General features: G+C 30.2%; 20 protein-coding genes. All 20 read right to left on the minus strand.

Annotation, left to right across the window (positions count from 1 at the left end):
• Positions 1-4: 4 nt before the first annotated feature.
• A complete protein-coding gene (nifJ, locus tag AJN58_RS09260; protein ID WP_070292209.1) occupies positions 5-3,565 on the minus strand; it encodes a pyruvate:ferredoxin (flavodoxin) oxidoreductase in 3,561 nt (1,186 codons plus the stop codon).
• A gap of 92 nt (positions 3,566-3,657) precedes the next feature.
• On the minus strand, positions 3,658-4,299 hold the full coding sequence (locus AJN58_RS09265; protein ID WP_044778888.1) for an HAD family hydrolase: 642 nt from the start codon (positions 4,297-4,299) through the stop codon (positions 3,658-3,660).
• Positions 4,299-5,258 (minus strand): fibronectin-binding outer membrane protein CadF, encoded by a 960-nt coding sequence (gene cadF, locus AJN58_RS09270; protein ID WP_070233839.1) that lies wholly within the window; start codon positions 5,256-5,258, stop codon positions 4,299-4,301. The genes AJN58_RS09265 and cadF overlap by 1 nt, the downstream gene beginning before the upstream one ends.
• A gap of 124 nt (positions 5,259-5,382) precedes the next feature.
• Positions 5,383-5,772 carry a 30S ribosomal protein S9 gene (gene rpsI / locus AJN58_RS09275; RefSeq protein WP_002851459.1) on the minus strand — a complete coding sequence of 130 codons (390 nt, stop codon included), beginning with the start codon at positions 5,770-5,772 and terminating at the stop codon, positions 5,383-5,385.
• Positions 5,773-5,774: 2 nt separating this feature from the next.
• Positions 5,775-6,200, minus strand: coding sequence for a 50S ribosomal protein L13 (rplM, locus tag AJN58_RS09280; protein ID WP_002779321.1), 426 nt, complete (start codon positions 6,198-6,200; stop codon positions 5,775-5,777).
• Positions 6,201-6,283: 83 nt separating this feature from the next.
• A complete protein-coding gene (locus AJN58_RS09285; RefSeq protein ID WP_070292211.1) occupies positions 6,284-9,049 on the minus strand; it encodes a RecB-like helicase in 2,766 nt (921 codons plus the stop codon).
• On the minus strand, positions 9,046-11,412 hold the full coding sequence (locus AJN58_RS09290) for a PD-(D/E)XK nuclease family protein (RefSeq protein ID WP_070292213.1): 2,367 nt from the start codon (positions 11,410-11,412) through the stop codon (positions 9,046-9,048). The genes AJN58_RS09285 and AJN58_RS09290 overlap by 4 nt, the downstream gene beginning before the upstream one ends.
• Entirely contained in the window at positions 11,409-11,930 is a 522-nt protein-coding gene (locus AJN58_RS09295; protein WP_002862138.1) for a FixH family protein, read from the minus strand. Before AJN58_RS09295 ends, AJN58_RS09290 begins: the two co-directional genes overlap by 4 nt.
• The gene (locus tag AJN58_RS09300; RefSeq protein WP_002870878.1) at positions 11,917-12,519 is read right to left on the minus strand and encodes a hypothetical protein; all 603 of its coding nucleotides are present in this window, start codon (positions 12,517-12,519) and stop codon (positions 11,917-11,919) included. Before AJN58_RS09300 ends, AJN58_RS09295 begins: the two co-directional genes overlap by 14 nt.
• Positions 12,516-12,617 carry a hypothetical protein gene (locus AJN58_RS09305; protein ID WP_002858872.1) on the minus strand — a complete coding sequence of 34 codons (102 nt, stop codon included), beginning with the start codon at positions 12,615-12,617 and terminating at the stop codon, positions 12,516-12,518. The genes AJN58_RS09300 and AJN58_RS09305 overlap by 4 nt, the downstream gene beginning before the upstream one ends.
• Positions 12,614-12,835 carry a DUF4006 family protein gene (locus AJN58_RS09310; RefSeq protein WP_072223679.1) on the minus strand — a complete coding sequence of 74 codons (222 nt, stop codon included), beginning with the start codon at positions 12,833-12,835 and terminating at the stop codon, positions 12,614-12,616. The genes AJN58_RS09305 and AJN58_RS09310 overlap by 4 nt, the downstream gene beginning before the upstream one ends.
• On the minus strand, positions 12,832-13,695 hold the full coding sequence (locus AJN58_RS09315; RefSeq protein WP_002870877.1) for a cbb3-type cytochrome c oxidase N-terminal domain-containing protein: 864 nt from the start codon (positions 13,693-13,695) through the stop codon (positions 12,832-12,834). The genes AJN58_RS09310 and AJN58_RS09315 overlap by 4 nt, the downstream gene beginning before the upstream one ends.
• On the minus strand, positions 13,695-13,958 hold the full coding sequence (locus tag AJN58_RS09320; protein ID WP_002851307.1) for a cytochrome c oxidase, cbb3-type, CcoQ subunit: 264 nt from the start codon (positions 13,956-13,958) through the stop codon (positions 13,695-13,697). The genes AJN58_RS09315 and AJN58_RS09320 overlap by 1 nt, the downstream gene beginning before the upstream one ends.
• A 4-nt stretch (positions 13,959-13,962) precedes the next feature.
• Entirely contained in the window at positions 13,963-14,628 is a 666-nt protein-coding gene (gene ccoO, locus AJN58_RS09325) for a cytochrome-c oxidase, cbb3-type subunit II (RefSeq protein ID WP_070233849.1), read from the minus strand.
• Positions 14,629-14,640: 12 nt separating this feature from the next.
• The gene (gene ccoN, locus AJN58_RS09330; RefSeq protein ID WP_002862142.1) at positions 14,641-16,107 is read right to left on the minus strand and encodes a cytochrome-c oxidase, cbb3-type subunit I; all 1,467 of its coding nucleotides are present in this window, start codon (positions 16,105-16,107) and stop codon (positions 14,641-14,643) included.
• A gap of 125 nt (positions 16,108-16,232) precedes the next feature.
• Positions 16,233-16,913 (minus strand): butyrate response regulator transcription factor BumR, encoded by a 681-nt coding sequence (gene bumR, locus AJN58_RS09335; RefSeq protein WP_002862143.1) that lies wholly within the window; start codon positions 16,911-16,913, stop codon positions 16,233-16,235.
• Positions 16,914-16,915: 2 nt separating this feature from the next.
• The gene (gene bumS / locus AJN58_RS09340; protein WP_070292214.1) at positions 16,916-18,127 is read right to left on the minus strand and encodes a butyrate sensor histidiine kinase-like phosphatase BumS; all 1,212 of its coding nucleotides are present in this window, start codon (positions 18,125-18,127) and stop codon (positions 16,916-16,918) included.
• On the minus strand, positions 18,124-18,783 hold the full coding sequence (locus tag AJN58_RS09345) for a sulfite exporter TauE/SafE family protein (RefSeq protein WP_002870873.1): 660 nt from the start codon (positions 18,781-18,783) through the stop codon (positions 18,124-18,126). Before AJN58_RS09345 ends, bumS begins: the two co-directional genes overlap by 4 nt.
• A complete protein-coding gene (carA, locus tag AJN58_RS09350) occupies positions 18,780-19,898 on the minus strand; it encodes a glutamine-hydrolyzing carbamoyl-phosphate synthase small subunit (protein ID WP_002851156.1) in 1,119 nt (372 codons plus the stop codon). The genes AJN58_RS09345 and carA overlap by 4 nt, the downstream gene beginning before the upstream one ends.
• On the minus strand, positions 19,898-20,449 hold the full coding sequence (locus AJN58_RS09355; protein WP_070292215.1) for a DUF507 family protein: 552 nt from the start codon (positions 20,447-20,449) through the stop codon (positions 19,898-19,900). Before AJN58_RS09355 ends, carA begins: the two co-directional genes overlap by 1 nt.
• Positions 20,450-20,487 lie beyond the last annotated feature (38 nt).

Below are 20,487 nucleotides of genomic sequence, written 5' to 3' on the forward strand. Positions count from 1 at the left end.
TTTATCAGCTTTCAACCTCATTACTATAATCAGCCATAGCGATACGCTTAAGCTGTCTATAGCGACGTTGAGCGTCTTTTTTATTGCGTTCAAAAAGCTCAGCAGCATGTTCAGGATTTGCTTTTTTAAGTGAATTATAACGCACTTCATTCATCAAAAATTGCTCATATAAATCCCAATCAGGCTCTTTTCCTGTTAGAGTTAAAGGATTTTTTCCTTGCTCTTCTAAACGAGGATCAAAGGTATAAAGTGGCCAATAACCACATTTTGTAGCAAGCTCACCTTGCTCTCCTGAGTAACCAAGCCCACCTTTAATACCATGGGCTATACAAGGAGAATAACAAATCACCAAAGATGGTCCATCATAAGCTTCAGCTGCAGTGATAGCTTTGATAAGATGAGTATAATTTGCCGTTGAATTTACTTGTGCTACAAAAATATAACCATAAGTCATAGCAATTTGACCTAGATCTTTTTTCTGTATAGGTTTGCCTGCTGCTGCAAACTGTGCTACAGCTCCTGTTCTAGAAGATTTTGAACTTTGACCGCCTGTATTAGAATAAACTTCTGTATCAAGCACTAAAATATTTACATTTTCTCCACTTGCTAAAACATGATCAAGTCCGCCATAGCCTATATCATAAGCCCAACCATCACCACCAAAAATCCAGTGAGATTTTTTACTTAAATACTGTTTAAGCTCTAATATATCTTGTACGGCTTTAATATTTTTATTTTGCTCTAAAATAGGGATCATTTTATCTTTAATTTCCACAGACATAGCACCATTGTCTTTATTTGCAATCCAATCTTTAAAAAGGGCTGATAAAGCATTTGGAACTTCTTGCATACTTTCATTCATGATATATTCAATGCGGTGTCTTGTATTTTCAGTTGCAATTTTCATACCCAAACCAAACTCAGCATTATCTTCAAAAAGTGAATTTCCCCAAGCAGGACCGTGTCCATTTTTCACACTTTTTCTATAAGGAGTTGATGGAGCTGAACCCCCATAAATCGAACTACATCCTGTCGCATTAGCCACAATCATTCTTTCGCCAAACAATCTTGTAATTAAAGTAATATAAGGAGTTTCCCCACATCCAGGACATGCCCCATGGAATTCAAATAAAGGTTGGGCAAATTGCGCTCCTTTTGTGGTTTCTTTATTTAAAATATCATCTTTATAAGTAATTTCTTTAAATAAATAATCCGCATTCTCTTGCTCACCAAAATCGATCTCTTCTTGAAGTGGTACCATAACCAAAGATTTTTCTTTAGTAGGACACTCATGAACACAAAGCTCACAGCCTGTACAATCAAGTGGAGAAACTTGAATTTTAAAGCTTAATTTTTCTCCTTTGGTCCCTTTAGCTTCTAAAGCATGATCTTTTACACCACGAGGTGCATTTGCCATTTCTTCATCATTAATCAAAAATGGTCTAATAACAGCATGTGGACAAACTGAAGCACATTGATTACATTGGATACAATTTGCTTCTATCCATCTTGGTACCATAACCCCAACACCGCGTTTTTCGTATTCGGTTGTGCCGTGTTCAAAACTTCCATCTTCATAACCTAAAAAGGCTGAAACAGGTAAATCATCACCCTTAGCTGCGTTCATAGGTTTTACGATTTTTTCAACAAATTCAGTGCCTTTATAGGCATTGGTTTGTTCTTTTTCTTTAAGCTCTAAATTTTTCCAATTTGAATCCACTTCAACTTTTACAAGTCCATCAGCACCCACATCAATAGCTTTGTAATTCATTTCTACAATAGCATCGCCTTTTTTACTATAAGATTTATACGCAAGCTCTTTCATGTATTTTTGTGCGTCTTCATAAGGAATGATTTTTGTAAGTTTAAAAAAGGCTGATTGCATAATGGTATTTGTACGATTTCCCAAACCTATATCACGAGCTAATTTGGTCGCATTGATGATATAAAAATTTACTTCTTTTTCAGCTAAAGTTTTCTTTACTGCATCTGGAAGTTGTCTTATGGTTTCTTCAGCATTCCAAATACTATTTAAAAGGAAAGTTCCACCTTTACGAATTCCTGCTAAAACATCATAAATTTCCAAATAAGCCGCTACTGAACAAGCGATAAAATGCGGAGTTGAAACAAGATAAGTTGAACGGATAGGTTTTTTAGAAAATCTTAAATGGCTTCTTGTATAACCCCCTGATTTTTTGGAATCATAAGCAAAATAAGCTTGAGCGTAAAAATCCGTTTTATCCCCGATGATTTTAATCGAGTTTTTATTTGCGCCCACAGTTCCATCAGCACCAAGTCCGTAAAATAAACATTCGATCGTACTTTCATCTCCAAGTGAAATTTTCTCTCCGGTACTCAGTGAAGTATGAGTTACATCATCAACTATACCTACAGTAAAGCCATCTTTTGGATTATCAAGTTTAAGATTTTCAAATACTGCTATCATTTGAGCAGGATCAACATCCTTTGAAGAAAGTCCGTATCTTCCACCCACTATAACAGGAGCATTTTCTCTTCCATAGAAAGCTGATTTTACATCAAGATAAAGTGGCTCCCCAAGACTTCCTGGTTCTTTGGTTCTATCTAAAACTGCGATTTTTTTCACTGATTTTGGCATAACATCAAAGAAATATTTTAAGCTAAATGGGCGATAAAGATAAACTTTTAAAATCCCTACCTTTTCACCCTTAGCATTAAGATAGTCTACCACTTCTTCAAGTGCTTGAGTCACAGAACCCATAGCAACAATCACACGCTCTGGCTCTTTGTGTCCATAATAAGTAAATGGTTTATATTCTCTACCTGTGATTTTTGAAATTTCTTGCATATATTCATTAACAACATCAGGCAAAGCATCATAAAAACGGTTACTTACTTCTCTAGTTTGAAAATAAATATCATCATTTTGTGCTGTTCCACGTGTTTTTGGATTTTCTGGATTTAAAGCATTATTTCTAAATTCAAGCAAAGCTTCTCTATCTAATAATCTATCAAAATGCGCATAATCCATTACTTCAACTTTTTGAATTTCATGGCTTGTTCTAAAACCATCAAAAAAATGTAAAAATGGCACTCTTCCCTTAATTGCAGCTAAATGTGCTACACCAGCTAAGTCCATGGTTTCTTGCACAGAATGCGAACAAAGCATAGCAAAACCAATTTGTCTTGCCGCATAAATATCTTGATGATCACCAAAGATAGACAAAGCTTGAGCAGCCAAAGAACGCGCTGCTACATGGATTACACAGGGGAGTAATTGACCTGCTATTTTATACATATTTGGAATTTTAAGGAGTAATCCTTGAGAAGCTGTATAAGTTGTAGTCAAAGCCCCAGCCTGTAAAGATCCATGCACACTACCTGCAGCACCTGCTTCACTTTGCATTTCTACGATTTTTACAGGAACTCCAAAAAGATTTTTTTTACCTGCAGCTGCCCACATATCGGTGTAATCAGCCATAGGAGAACTAGGTGTAATAGGATAAATTCCAGCAACTTCAGTAAAAGCATACGCAGCGTATGCAGCAGCCTCATTTCCGTCCATAGTTTTCATAATTTTACCCATTGAGACCTTCCTTTATATTGATAATTTTTATAATTTTTTAGCTATCAATTTACTATAAATTCTCTTAAAAGGCGTTTAACGAAAACTTGAAATTAGTTTAATCTAGCTATATAATTAACAGCCTCATATGCATTTAAAAATACCATAGAATGAGCTTTTAATTCATTTTCATTGCCATAGCCACAAGTTAAGGCCAAAGGAGTGATATTAGCAGAAATTGCAGCTTGAATATCTAGTATTGTATCGCCTATCATATAGGCATTTTCTTGAGTTTTATTGAGTCTTTTTAAAGCTAAAATTATAGGTTCAGAACTTGGCTTTGGATTTGTGACATCTTCAAGAGTAATTAAAGTTTTAAAGAATTTTTTAACTCCCAAATAATCAAGTAAAATCGGAGTAAATTTACCTCCTTTTGTTGTAACTATGCCAAGATCTGCAATTTTGCTTCCAAGTTCTAATGCTTCTTTTACTTTAGGCAAAAGAGTGGTTTGTTCTAAATAAATTTGTGCATAAATTTCACGATAAGCTAATACAAATTCTTTACTTAAATTTACTTTATCTGGATAAAGCATTCTAAACATTTGCTCTAAAGGATAACCTATGAGATTTTTGATTTCTTCATTATTTTTAGAAGTTAACCCAAGGGCTTTAAAAGCTCCTCGGAAAGAATTTAAAATAGCATCAGTAGAATCAATTAAAGTGCCATCTAAATCAAATAAAATAGTTTTATTCATTATCTTAAAATAAATTTAGCATCCACTCTTCTATTATCCGCTCTACCTTCTTTAGTATCATTGCTTGAGCGAGGATTATCTTGACCATAACCTACTGTTTTTATGCGACTTTTTTCTACACCATATTTTTCAAGTTCATTAGCAACACTTTTAGCACGTCTTTCTGAAAGCTTTTGATTATAAGCCCTTGAACCGATATTATCTGTATGTCCTTCAAGAATAGTATCATATCTTTCATTTTCATCTAAAACTTTTGCAATTTCTTTGATTTTTTCTTGAAAAGTTGGATTTATAGTAGTTTTATCAAAACCAAAATGACCTTCCAAAGAAATAGTTTTTTCGCAACCATTTTCATCTAACAAAGCACCTTCTCTTGGTTCTACAGGACATTTTGTTTGTGGAGCTGGACGAGTATCAGCAACTTCTTCTACAGCTTTTTCCTTTTTGCCACCAAAACCAAAACTAATACCTAAAGTTGAAACCCAATTATGGTTTGCATGGTTAAAATTAATTTGATCTCTAGTTTCAAGTCTTAAAGCCAAAGAATCACTAAGACGGAATTTTACACCCGCGCCATAATGTCCAAATCCACCGCTTTTATTATCATAAGCAGCATTTGAAAAATCCTCATATCCTCCACCTGCTAAACCATAGAAATAAAATTTCTCACCTACATCAATACCTTTAATAGCACTCAAATAAGTTCTTGTAATATCTGTAGTTTTATTTGTATTTGTATATTTAACATCAGAATAATGCTCTAACCCAAATTCTAATTGATCAAGCCAAAAATCGTCAAAATGATAACCAAGTCTAATCCCTGGTGCATAGCGATTATCCATATCTAAATTACCTTCAAAGTAATTATAGTTTAAAGTTGGAGTGATTTCAAATTTTACATTGTTATCAGCACCGAATAAAACACTTGCCAAACCTAAACATAATAATATTTTTTTCATAGAAAAAACCTTTCATTGTGTTATAAAATAAAAATTTAAATTTTGCAATTATATCATAAATGACAGAAAAAAGGATAAGTTTTATAAAAAATTGTAGAAAGGTGGGAAAATCCCACCAAAAATATTAACGTTTAGAGAATTGCGGGCTTCTTCTTGCTTTGCGGCGTCCATATTTTTTACGCTCAACAGTTCTACTATCTCTAGTAAGAAGTCCTTTAGGTTTTAATAAAGCTCTAAAATCAGCATCCATAGCTGCTAAAGCTCTTGAAATTCCATGTCTTAAAGCTTCAGCTTGAGCACTATAGCCCCCGCCTAAAGTAGTTGCTTTAATATCCATTGAAGTTTCTTGTTTAGTCACAAGTAAAGGTTGAACCACTTTAAGCTTAATCGCCTCGTGTCCACCAAGCCAAGTGTTTAAATCAACACCATTAACACTAATTTTACCACTACCTGGTTTTACCCATACCTTTGCGATAGCAGTTTTTCTCTTACCTGTTGCGTATGTTGTTGCCATGATTATTTTCCTTCTTTAGCAATTTGCGCAGTGTGTGGGTGCTCACTACCCGCATAAATTTTTAATTTTTTAAGCATAGCTCTGCCCAAATTTGTTTTAGGAAGCATACCTCTAACTGCTAATTTATATAATTTTGCAGGATTTTTTTCAAGTAAATCACCAAATTTTTCGCTTTTTACACTTCCAAAATATCCTGAATGTCTATGATAAAGCTTATCTTCTGCTTTATTAGCACCTGTAAATACAGCTTTTGAAGCATTGATGATAATTACATAATCACCACAATCAACATTTGGAGTAAAGCAAGGCTTGTTTTTACCTCTCAAAATTGTTGCTACTTCAGTTAAAAGACGACCAAAGCGTTTGCCTTCTGCGTCTAAAACAATCCATTCTCGTTTTACTTCGTTTGGCTTTGTTATCTTTGTCATAATTTTTACCTTTGCCAAAAATTTAAAATGTGATTGTATAAAAAATAATATTAATTTTTACTTAATTTAAGTAAAAATAAAGTTTATATTTCCAAAATTTGAATTTCATTTTCCAAACAATAAACTATAAAAGCACGCACTTTATCTTTTTTTAAAATTTCACTAATGGCAATCTTATAAGTTCTTACTTGCTCTTTATGTTTATCTTGCATAGCAAGACCTGTTTTATAATCAATTATAAAAGCTTCTTCATCTTTTAGAGCAAGCAAGTCTAATTGTTTAATTTCTCCATTAAAACTCAAAGCTTGCTCTTTTAAAAGCTTTCCATCGCTAATTAAATTTTGAAATTGAGTATTTTTCAGCAAAATTTCAATTCTTTTAAAAAGCTTTTCAAAATCACTCTCATCTAAAAAATGCCTAAATTTGCTCTTGCATCTTTGAGTAAGTATTTGAAAATTTTCACCCTTAGGGAGTTTTAAATTTTGCATAAAAAAATGAAAAGCATTTCCAAAATATAACTCTTTACTATCAAGCCTTTCTTCACTTTGAACTTCTTGTGGGCTAATTTTTTCAAATTTTTGTAAAGCTTGAATACTTTCTTTTTTAACACTTAAAATTTGTTCTTTGCTTTCTAAAAAACCTCTTTCTTGAGAGTGTATATTTAAAAATCCCCCCTTAAAATAACTTGGATAATTTCCATTTACACTTTCTTCGTTTCTTTTTATGATAATCAAACTTTCCTTAGCTCTTGTAAAAGCCACATAAAGTTTATTGATATCATCTTCATAATTTGCTCTTGTAATATTTTCTTTAAAAAGGGTATAAATAGGCTCTTTAGTAAGCTCTCGAATTCTATCTTTAATATGGAGTTGCCAACCTTGATTGATATCATATTCAAGCATGATATCTTCATTGTTTGAATTGTTTTTAGATAAACTATCTAGCAAAATCACATGATCAAATTCCAAACCCTTAGATTTATGCACACTCATAATACTAATACCCATATTTTGTTCGCTTACTATTTTCAAAGTACAAGGCTCAAATAAAAGCTTTAAAAAATTTTCCTTAGTTTTAGCATATTCGATAAATTGCATTAAAGCGATATCATTTAAATCAAGTTTTAATTCTTTTATTAAAAAAAGTACATTTTCCATAGCATTTTTTGAAAAATTAAGGGCGATTTTTCTCGGCTCAAAACCTAAAAGTTCTTTTAAAAATACCAAGTAAAACTCATCACCAAAAATACAATATTTAGCATATTCTAAAACAAGTCTTACGCTTGCTTTATTTTCAAGTAAAACATTGCTTTGAGTAAATGCAGGAATATTTTGCTCTCTTAAAAAATCCAAAACCATATCTGCATCGCTATTTTTCCAACACAAAATACAAATATCATCATAAGAAATATTTTTAGATCTTAAAAAATTAACTTGCTCAAATAAAGTTTCTAAAGTCTTTTCCTTGATTTCTTGAGCTTGGTTTTTAACCTTTTGTTCTTTAGATTCCACAATACGCACAAAACCGCCTTTTTTACTTTCTAAGGCAAATTGTTCTTTATAATCTTTGATTTTTTCTTTAAAAGTTTCATTAACAAAATCAACCAAAAGCTCTTTAGAGCGATAATTAGTATTTAAACTATCACTTTTAATTTGACTAAATTCTTGTTTTAACAAATCAAATAATTCTTTTTTTCCTTTACGAAAGCGATAAATACTTTGTTTTTTATCTCCTACATAAAAAAAAGTGCGATTTTTCTTAGCCCCTTCTCCTGAAACAAGCTCAGCGATCAAAGGGCGTAAAATTTGATATTGGATCACACTCGTATCTTGAAATTCATCAATAAGCAAATGCGAAATAAAGCCATCTAAACGAAAATAAATCATATCCTTAAATTCACTGGTTATTAACTCATAAACTTTTTTACTCACATCTTGGAAATTTAAGGTATTTTTATCTTTATGAAATATATTTTTAGCTTCACTATAATGATTTAAAAGATTCATTAAATTAGCAATTTTATAATTTTCAAGCTCTATAGCATAAGTATTTAAAGCATTTATAAGCTCCATTCTTTTTGCGCTAAAATATAAGTTAGTGCTTTCTAAATCTTGTAAATATTTTGTACTTTCAAATTTTGTCATAAAACTTGATTGCATAAACACGGATAAATCTAAAACTTCGCTTTTAAAATTGTCACACAAGTTTTTATAATTTTTTACATGAGTAAGACCCAAACAATAACTTCTTAACTCACTATAAGCTTTATTGATATAAGCTTTAGATGGATTTGGAATTTTAGGAAGATTTTGAAAATAAGCATTCTCATAAAATTTTTCAAGCTCGTTAAAAAAATTTTCTTTCTCATCAACTAAATTAATATAATAAGCCAAATCTTTTAATTCATCTTTTTTAAGAAGTTTTAAAAAAATCTCTCTTACATCAAGCTTCTCTTCACTCATTGTAAAATCACTACTTAAGCCCAAATTTAAAGCAAAAACACGCAAAATTTTTCCGAAAAAAGCATCAAAAGTACTGATTTTTAACTCTGTTCTTAAAAATTCTTCTTTTTTAGCATCTCTTAAAGAAATAAGCTCTTCTTTATCTTTACCTAAAAGCTTGCAAAGTTCATTGCATTCACTGGTTTTATTTTCTTTTTCTAAATTTAAAAAAGTCTCAATAATTCTTTTTTGCATTTCATTAGCAGCTTTTTTGGTAAAAGTCAAAGCTAAAATTTCATTAATCCTAACCCCTTTTAAAATAAGTGCTACAAAACGCACACTCAAAGCAAAGGTTTTTCCACTTCCCGCACTCGCTTCTAATGCCAAAAAAGGCTCAAATTGACTCATTTTAATTCCTTTTTATAAATGAGTTTATAAGGACAGTACTCATCTTGTTCATTTTCAAACTCTATTTCTTCCTTGCTCATAAGAACTAAGTCTTTAAGTCTTTCTCTTAGCTCATCTAAACTTTTAGCTTTTTGATGCAATATTTGCATACTATTTAAATCATAAAAACCCACGCTTGCATTTTCATCATATAAAGCTTGGTAAAAAGCAAGTTGATAAGAATTACTTGGTACTTTTCCACTTTTATAATCAATGATCAAATTACCTTCTTTTGAACTATCGATACGATCTATAGTGCCCTTAAGTTTTATACTATCTGCTCCGAGCTTTAAAATATTATTTAACTCAAGCTCTGTATGTGCGACATAAAAGCCTTTTAAAAAATGCTCTTTTTCATTTTTAGCAAATTGTATAAATTTTAATTTAAATACTTCAAGATCAAGTTCACTGATATTGTATTTTTGATATTCTTTATTCAATAAATTTGCAAAAACTTTTATATCAAAATCATTATTTACATAATTTTTATAATAAATTTCAAGCATTTTATGGATGAAATTTCCTTGATTTTTCGCTTTACTTTCCTCGCTTAAAACCCTAGGTTCTGCTAAATTTAAAATATAACGATAATAATAAGTTCTTTTTTGATTTTCCAATAAATTAAAACGACTAAAAGAAAGCGGAAACTCGAAAGGATTATGCTTTAAAATAGGAGCTTTTATAGGAGTTAGATTAGGTTTTATACCTTCATAGTCTAATTTTAAAGCATTAAGATAAGCTTTTTGGTGAATATGGGTTTCATAAAAAAAGTCAAAATCAAGTTCATCTAAAAAACGTGATTTGCTTTTTTCTTCATTTTCCACAAAGCAAATACTTATTTCTAAAGCATTCTTCATCAAGCTTTCATAATAAAATCTTTGTAAATTTTCTCTTCTATCATAGCTAATCAATCCTGCTTTTTTACGCACTTCATTGTTTAAAAAAAGTTCATTAACACTTCTTTTGGGAATAAATTCTTCATTAAAATCAACCAAAATCACCCCATCAAAACAAAGCCCACGACTTTCTAAAAGTCCCATTACCGTAACCTTACCTCCACCTACATCACTAAGGGAAAGTTGTGAAATTTGGATGAAAAAAAGATGGATCAACTCTTTAAGAGTTAAAGACTGATTTTTTAATAAATCTTTAATAAAATAAAGTTCTTTTCGTATCAAATAAATAAGCTCTTGCTTTTCATTTTCTAAAAATAAAGCAAGTAATTTTTCAAAATATTCAAAATCACATTTCTCATCAAAATACTTTTTAAACTCTATAAAATCAAGCTTTAAAGAATGTAAAAGCGTATTGTGATAATCAAAAATCATCTGCGTGTCTTCAAAATAATCCTCTTGATTTTTATAAACAAAAGAAGCACTACTAGCACTTTCATAAAGTGCTTGAAATTTTTGATAAAATAAACTTTCTTTAATACTAATCCCACTTGCAAAATTAAGCATATTGTCTTTATCAAAAAGTCTTAAAAACTCACAAAAACTTTCATCTGGAGTTATAACTACAATATTTTCAGACTTTAAACCTTTGCGTACAAAATGTGAAATTTCATCCATAACAAAAGCGCATTGTAAAGCCCTTAATTCAAAAGATTTGAGTTTAATTTTTGAATTTTTTGTTTTAAAAATTTCTTCTTTTAAAATCTCTTGTTTTGAAAGATTGATTTCATAATGAGTGTTTATTTTTAAATCAAATATTTTTAAAAAATCAAGTTTTGAAAGATATTCAAGATTAAATTTACTTGTTTTAAAACTTAAAACCACTTCTTTAATCTGAGAAATTTCACTTAATAAATTTTCTTCAAATTTACTCAAAAAACCTTGCAAATCATAAACTATAGCTTCATACTCATCTAAAAAATCTTTATTAAGAGTGTAATTTTTAGGTAAAGAAAGATCATCATAAAAAGAATTTTTTTCAAGTAAAGCAAGATAATTTTTATATACCTCATCTAAAATTTCTAAATGTTCATTATAGGTGGCATAATAATCATTATTTTTAAGATCTTCTATGCTTTTTTTTTCTAAACTAAGTTCTTTGAAAAAGGAAAAAAGATATTCGTTATTTTTCAAAAAAGCAAAAAATTCTACCGAAATTCCTAGTTTTTTTTCTAAATCCTTACTTTTTAGACAAGCTTCTTGCATTAAAAGTAAGCTTTCATAAGAACTTGCCTTATGAAAATTACTCAAACAAACTTTATCTAAAAATTCACCTATATGAATAGCACTATCTAATAAAGCATTTTGCTGTTTTTTTTGGTTATAATACTCTCTAATTTGTCTTGAAGAACTAAAAATTCTTAATTTCATTGAGCATTTAATTCGTAGCTAAAAAAACCCACTGTTTCTTGATTTGCATAAAACTTTAGCTTAAGCTCCCATCTACCTTTATCTAATTTAGGTAAAGCGATACTTAAAATTCCATTTTTAACTTGTCCTTCTAACTTTTGATCAAAATTTTTAGTGAATGGTCTTGTAAGAAGAACTTGAACTTTTAAATCATCAGAATTTATATTTTGTAATGCAGAAATTTTAAAATTTGCAACATAGGAATTTTGATCCACTTCATAACTAGGAATTTTTCTTTTACCTATAAAAGTGATTTTATCATTTTGAAAATTTACTTTAAAAAATTTATCAAAATTTACTTGTTGTTTTTGTATTTGATTGTAATTATTTTCAACATTTTGATAAGAGTCAAAATAAAAATCATCCTCATATACAGGATGGTGACTTGCTATAAAAATCGTTACAATACAAGCAATAATTATAGCCAAAAGTGAAAGCAAAATACCATAAGGCCAAAAACTTCTTTTAGTTTCTAACATTTTTTTTCCTCTTTATTCTTCTTTGTGCATAGTATAACAATGCAAAGCAAATAAATCCATAGATAAGTATTCTTAAGATATTGATAGTATCACGATTTGCATTACCTATAGAATGTTCTAATTGTAATCCCAAGGATTTTGCCACACGATCTACAATATCTGCATAACCATTAAGTATAGCAGCATTATAAATATCACCTTTATTTGTAGCTAATATCGGCAAAATAGATCCTGTTCCAGGATAAGGACTAAGCACGGATTCTTTATCAATCAAAGCTAAAGCACCTTTTGAGCCCACTATATCAACTTTGTGAGAATTTTTTGACAAAAGAAGCAATATATAAGATTGAGGAAGTTCTTTTTGTTTATTTAATAAAGTTTCAATTTCAGTTTCATCACCAACCATAACGCCGATAAAAATATTACTTTTTTGGTAAAGCTCTTTTCCTATAAGATTAATCTCATTACTTACTTTTTGACTTAAAATATTTTCATTAAAAAGTACAGCATCAAGAGCAAAAACCCTAGAAGGCAATAAAACAAAGAAGAAGATGGCTAAAAAAAAGCCATCTTGTAATATTTTTTTCATCCTATATGAAGATGATTTACAGTTAAAACCGACCAAGCGGTGATTGCAGCAGCAACAACTAAACCAATAACAATTAAATATTCCAAAGCCTTACTCATTGTGCTTCCTTTATACTTCTATGATCTTGTTCTTTTGAACCAAACATCTTTACACTTTGTGCATCTTTAAGACTATATGGCTTTTGCATCACTTCTTGCTGAGCTTTAAGACCCCAAATAGTTAAAACTACTAAGATAGCAAGTAATAAAACCGTAGCAATTAACATACCTGTAACACCTGAAAGAGAAAACACGCATCTATTATTATTTTCCATCATTCACCCCTTGAAAGAGAAATTACATACTCGCCAACAGCTTCTTTTTGAATATCATTAAGTGTTGGAAAACTCGGCATTGTTCCTATAAAACCAGCCTTACCACTATGTAAAACATCTACTACAAAAGCTGCAGAACCATATTTTGTAAGATCTGGGAACATTCCATCTTGACCTTTTCCATCTTCTCCATGGCATGCTGCACAAGTTGCATAAGCTTCTTTACCTTTTGCTACTAAATTTTCATTTGCAGTTTTCTTAATAGCTGAAAGATCTTTTGCTACATAAGCAGCAATAGCAGGAATATCTTCTTCTGCCACACCTAAATCAGCAGCACCAAGCATTTCTCCACCTGGAAAATTCATACCTTTTGAACCATGTTTAATTACATTGATTATACCTTCTTCGCTACCCCAAATATTTAAATTTTGAGCTTTACCATTGATACCATCGCCTGTAATTCCATGACAAGCTGAACACTGAACTAAAAAGATATTTTGACCCATTGCTATTTTATCTTCAGGAGATAAATTTTTAAATTTTTCTTCGAATTTTGTATTATGAGTTGCTACTTCTTCATTGTATTGACCTATACTTGAAAAAGAATTTAAAGGATATCCCCATAGAAAATACCAAATAGCCCAAACAATAGTCAGGAAAAATACCACAGCCCAACCAGTAGGAACAGCATTTTTATACTCTCCTATTCCATCCCAACTATGTTCACTAAGCTCTGACTCGCCCTTTTTTTCTTTCATTTGCTTAAACATTCTACTCACAATAACTAGTGTGATTAAAATGATAAGAATAGCTCCAATTAAAGATAAGAGATTAACATTATCTTCTAAATTTAACCATTGCATTAAGCACTCCTTTTACTTTCTAATACACTATCATCAATATCATCTTTTAAGGCAAGGTTTGCATAATTTTCATAATTTCTCTCACCTTTTTTTTCTGTTCTATATAAATGATACCAATACGCATATAATACTATTGACAAAAACATCACGAGTGCAAAAAAACCATAACCTTGAAAAATCTCCCACTCATGTTTTTGAACTGTTGCTAAATCAAATGTGATTAAATTTTTAATCACATCAAAAACTATTGATAAATGTTCCATCATCTTACTTTAAGCTATTTAAATAAGCGATCAAAGCAACTATTTCTTTGATTTCACCTTTAGCAAAAGCATCTTTTACTTCTTGATTTTTCATTTGATCAACTATAGCCTGAGCTTCAGCTTTTACTTCAGCTTGCGCATCCTCCCAAGAACCAAGTTTTGTTCCATTTTCTGTATCATAAGGAACATTGAAAACTTTTTTCACGGTTAAAGCCTCAGCATAAGCAGTTTCAATATCTGCATTATTTTTAAACATATGCTTATATGAAGGCATAATAGAGTCTGGGACAACAGAAGTAGGATCCCACATATGATTTTCATGCCAATCAGCTGTTCTATAATTTCCTACACGAGCAAGATCAGGTCCTGTTCTTTTTGAACCCCAAAGAAAAGGTCTATCATAAGCAAATTCACCACTTACAGAATACATACCATAACGATCTGTTTCTGATTTAAATGGACGAATAAGCTGTGAATGACAAGCATTACAACTATCTTTAACATATACTGCACGCCCTGCAAGTTGTAAAACCGTATAAGGTTTTTTACCTTCAATTGGTCTTGCATTTTCTGCAAAATTTGGTAAAACTTCAACTATGCCTGCATAAGCAATCACTACAAAAACAGCTACAGCAAAAAAGAATGGATTTTTTTCTAACCAACTAAACATATTTTCTCCTTTTTATGCTGCCATAGGCGAAGCGCTTTTTGGTTCTTTATCAAGCACTCTTCCACAAGCAATTGTTTTGTAAATATTATAAGTAAACATAAAGAAACCGATAAGATACAACAATCCACCAATCGCTCTAATCCAATAATAAGGAACAATAGCCACAACAGTATCAATAAAGCTATAAAGCAAGTTACCATACTCATCTGTCGCTCTCCACATCATACCTTGAGTAATACCCGCAATCCACATTGAAGCAAAATAAAGAACTATACCTGTGGTTTGGATCCAAAATTGAGCTTCCATTAAAGATTTGCTATAAAGCTCTCTTTTGAAAACTCTAGGAGTCATATGATAAAGCGCAGCCATAGTCATAAATCCTACCCAACCTAATGTTCCATCATGAACATGTCCTGGAATCCAATCTGTAAAGTGTGCTAAAGCATTAACAGACTTAATTGAAAGAATTGGCCCTTCAAGTGTTGAGAACATATAGAAAGTTGATGCCAAAATCATAAATTTAATCAATGGACTCTCGCGAAGCTGGCTCCACTCACCTTTCATAGTAAGTAAGATATTAATCGCTGAACCCCAAGAAGGTAAAATCAATACTATAGAGAAAACCGAACCCATAGTTTGCATCCAATCAGGTACAGTTGAATAAATCAAATGGTGACCACCTGCCCAAAGATAAACAAACATTAAGCCCCAAAATGCAAATAAAGAGAGTTTATAAGAGAAAATCGGCTGACCACTTTCTTTTGGCAAGAAGTAATAAATTTGAGCAATAATACCCACAGTAAATACAAATGCCACAGCATTATGTCCATACCACCATTGTACTAAAGCATCATTTGTTCCTGCATACATTGATACACTATGCCACCATTTACCCATTCCAGTAACAAAATAAGTTGGTACTTCCATGTTGTTAAAAAGATAAAGCATAGCTATACCTAAAAATGTAGCTATATAATACCATAAAGAAATATAAAGAGTTTTTTCACGGCGAATTCCAATAAGTCCAAAAATACTTACACCCCATAAAACCCAAACAAGAACAACAAGAATATCTAAAGGCCACTCAAGCTCTGCATATTCTTTAGATGTAGTCACACCCATAAACAAAGATATAACAGCTAAAACCATAGTAAGCATATAAAGCCAAAAATGAAGCTTGCCAACAGCCATTAAAAATCTTGACTCAGCCATACTTACCTTAAGAACACGCTGACCTATATAATACCAAGTTGCCCAAATCCCTGAAAGCATAAAACCAAAAATCACACCTGAAGTATGAAGTGGTCTAAGTCTTGAAAAAGTAGCATATTCTCCTGCTAAATAATTTAAGTTAGGATATGCCATTTGAAAAGCTATAAGAGTTCCTATAGCCATACCAACAATGCCAAACAATACGGTTGTAAACATAAAATATCTTGCAACCGTATAGTCGTAATTTAATACATTACCTGGATGCATCGACTTTCTCCTTAAAATTTTTGATAATAAGAGAATATTATAGAATATTAATTATACATTTTTTCTTAAAAATGATAATTTTGTTAATCATTTGTTATGCTTTATATTTTAAGGCTAAATCAGTCTTATTTATTGATATTTATCTTATAACCTAAACTTGGCACATTTTTTATAAAATCTTCACCCACTTTATCTCTTACTCTTTTAATAAAAGTTCTAACAGCAGTATCACTCACATGTTCACCTATCCAAACATTTTTCTTTATATCTTCATGCAAAACCAAAGCCCCAGGTTGCTTTAAAAGCAAAGAAATAAAAGCTAATTCTTTTTTAGTTAAAACAATTTCTTCACCATTGTAAATCAAAGTTCTTTTAGTTTTGTTAAATTGATATTCTTCAGAAATTTTTACAAGCATATTTGCTTCAATTTTTTCGCCTATCAGATAATCTAAAACTTTAAACAACTCTTCTATATCAACAGGTTTGATCAAATATTTATCTATACCAATATCAATAGAACGCAAAAGTCTCTCTTTCTCTGAATACGCACTAAGAACAACAATTGGGACATCATCTGAAATTTCCTTAATCTCTCTTGCCATATCAAGCCCATCCATAATAGGCATAGCAATATCTGTGATAACTAAATCCGGCTTAAATTTTTTAAATTTTTTAAGCCCCTCATCTCCATTTTGAGCTCCGATTACTTTACTAAAGCGTTCGCTTAATACATTAATCAATGATTCTCTAGTCTTAATTTCATCTTCAACTACTAATATTATCAATTCTTTACATTCTTGTGACATTTCTACTCTACCCTCTCTTTTAGTTTTAAAAATACCTCAAAACAAGCCCCATCTTTTCCATTCTTAACTTTTATTTTTCCTTGGAAACTTTCAATAATTTGTCTACTTATATAAAGTCCTACTCCTATACCCTGACTGGGATGTTTTGTTGTAAAATAAGGTTGAAAAATTTTATCTAAATTTTCTTTATCAATCCCACCAGCATTATCTTTTATTGTAATTTTCAGATAGTTTTTTCCAAATTTTGAAAAATTTATTGTTATGATTTTCCTTTTTTTGTTTTTAAATGCCTCTATTGAATTTAAAATCAAATTAAGAAAAACTCTTATTAAACCATTCTCATACGCCAAAACTTCATAATCACTTTTCGAAACAATATTAATATTTACATGATTTTTTTCTATAGTTTCAAAAGCAATTTCTAAGGCTTTATTTAAAGTCTCTTTTATAAATACACACTGCTCTACTCCTTTGTTAAACAAAGTTCTAAACGCATCAATTGTTTCTGACATATTTTTAATCATATCTTTTGATTGTGAATAAATTTCAGCAAATCCTTTTTCATCTTTAAGATTTTGCTTCATTTGAAACATGGCAATACCAAGCTCATTTAACGGTTGTCTCCATTGATGTGCTATATCACTAATCATTTGTTCTAATGAAGATTTCAAAATCTCTTCATATGCTATTTTAATATCTTTTTCATTTTTTTCCAAGGCAATTTTCATTTTTTTCTCAAATTTTTTACCTAACTGTATAAATTCTTGTTGGTGATTTTTAACTGTATTTTCAAGATTAATACTTAATTCTCTTAATTTAGCGTGATTTAGAGCAAGCTCTTCATTAAGCTTAAAAGAATTACTAACATCATGAGAAAGCGCTACTATTTCTATTAATTCATTATTTTTATCCAATATGGGGATTAACAAAGTTTCAAGATAGAAGGTTTTGCCTAATTTATCAATATTTTTAAAAATAACCTGATAAGGCTTTTTATATGAAAGATCTTTTAAAAGCTTCTCAACATAACATTCATCAACATCTGGATGTTTAAATATTGAATGTTTTTTTCCTATAAGCTCTTTTTTGCTATATCCACTTATTTGACAAAGCTTATCACTGACAAAAATTAAATTTCCTTGCACATCAGCTCTTGAAAAAATTGTATTTTTTTCCAGAGCTTTAAAAAACTGATCTTTAAAAAAATCTTTCATTGAAAAGCCTTAAAACCTATATAGGCAAGATTTATACCGTAACAAACAATAATGCCATACGATAAATAATTAAACAAATTTTTCAAAAAATCACTAAAAAATTGTGAAATTTTAGAAAAAAATAACATCGCAGGTAAAGTTGATATTCCAAAAATCATCATTACCAAAATACCTTCAAAAATATTTTGCTTACTTATTGCATTGGCTATAAAAAAATACACCAATCCACAAGGAACAAAACCATTTGAAAATCCTAAAAATATAGCTGATTTTAATCCTTTAAAATTTTTAGATTTTTTAATAATTTTCTTTACAAAACTATCAAAAAAAACATTATTTTCAATAAAAGATAACATATTGCCTCTAAAAATAAGAGCAAAACCCAAAATCATCATAAATATACCAAGAATAAAAAATGACAAACTTTGAACCTTAGCATTGATTGCCAAGATATTCCCAAAAGTCCCAAAAATTATCCCTAAAACAATATAAGCAAAAATTCTAAACAAATGATAAATAAAAGTTAATAAAAATAAATTATTGCTTTTTGAATTTAAATTTATAAAAAGTAAATTAAAACCACCACACATAGAATAGCAGTGTCCAAAACTAGATAAAAAAGCAACGCTGATAATAGCTAAAAAATCTATACTCACATCAAATTCATAAATTCTTTAAAAATGTACTTACTTTCATGAGGACCTGAAGAACTTTCCGGGTGATGTTGCACTGAAATAATAGGATAGTCTTTATATCTTACTCCTTCAACATTATCGCCAAATAAATTTCTATGAGTGATATGAGCCACTTGAGCTAATTCTTCTGGAACATTATAATTATGATTTTGTGCGGTAATTTCTACCGTTTTTGTATCAAGATTGATCACAGGATGATTTGCTCCATGTTGTCCAAATTTCATTTTATAAGTTTCATATCCAAAAGCATTACTTAAAAGCTGGTGACCTAAGCAAATTCCAAGCATAGGAATTTTAGCTTCTGCAAGTTTTTTAATCTCTGCAATCTCTTGTTTTAAAATCCTTGGCTCACCTGGACCATTAGAAAGAAACACGCCTTGAATTTCACCTTTTTTATACAGAGTAATCAACTCATCTGCTTTAACATTATATGGATAAACTTCTACTTCAAAACCTACTTCTACAAGTTCATTTAGGATATTTGTTTTAACACCATAGTCTATAACAGCAACTTTTTTCTCACTTCTTTTAGCATCATTAAATTTTTGAAAACTAGCGTTCCAAACACCTTGTTTATGAGAATAATTTTTCTTAGTGCTAACTTCTTTTACAAAATTTACTTCATCAATTTTTGCTGATTTTTCTAAGGCGATTTTTAAATCTTCTTTATTTGAAATTTCAGTTGAAATTACAGCTCTTAAATTGCCATTATTTCTTATCATTTTTACTAGATATCTCGTATCAAGTTCATAAATTCCTATTTTTCCATGTTTTTCAAGATAATCTTGCAGACTTTCTTTAGCGCGAAAATTTGAAAAACTGGAACTTAATTCACGCATTAAAACACCGCTTGCAAAAATTTCCTTACTTTCATTATCATTTTCATTAGTTCCCACTATACCAATTTCTGGCATGGAAAATACGATAAATTGCCCTGCATAAGAAGGATCTGAAATAATTTCTTGATATCCTGTTAAAGAAGTGTTAAATACAAGCTCTCCAAAAAAAGTACCGCTCTTTCCAAAAGCCTTAGCACTTAAAAAAATATCATTTTCTAAATAAATATAAGCCTTCATTAAAACATACCTTTTTTTCTAAGCTCTTCTTGATAGAGTTTTTCAAAGATAAGATCGTATTCTTCACTACCTGAAATAGGTTTTGTTTTATAATTGCTAATTTTCTCATAAACCTCATCTTCAAGTTTTTCATAAATTTTAAGATAAGACTCTATGCTTGAAAAGATTAAATTTTTAACTCTATTTTCGCTCACTATAAAATTAATATAATCATTCTCTACAAGTTCTTCTAAAATTTGATGCGCTAGATGATTATGTCTATCTTCAGAATCTAAAATCACATTAAATTCGGGAGCTAACTTTTTCTTCACAAGCCAAAACATATTTTTACGATCTACTTGCATAAGTTCCATTTCATCTTCTTGTTGCTCTAAAAGTTCTTTTACTCTTTCATCTAATTTTCTTTCATTTAGAATATCTTTCTCTAAAACTTCTATTATACATACCTTAAGCTTTTCTAATTGATCTTTAATTTCTACAAAAGAAGAATTAGCTATATCTAACATCATTTTATTTGCGATATAAGGAATATGTGGTAATTTTATACGCATCTTGAAAACCTTTTATTTAATAATGTTTGAAATAATAG

The organism is Campylobacter sp. BCW_4321, assembly GCF_001763075.1.
Lineage (GTDB): Bacteria > Campylobacterota > Campylobacteria > Campylobacterales > Campylobacteraceae > Campylobacter_D > Campylobacter_D jejuni.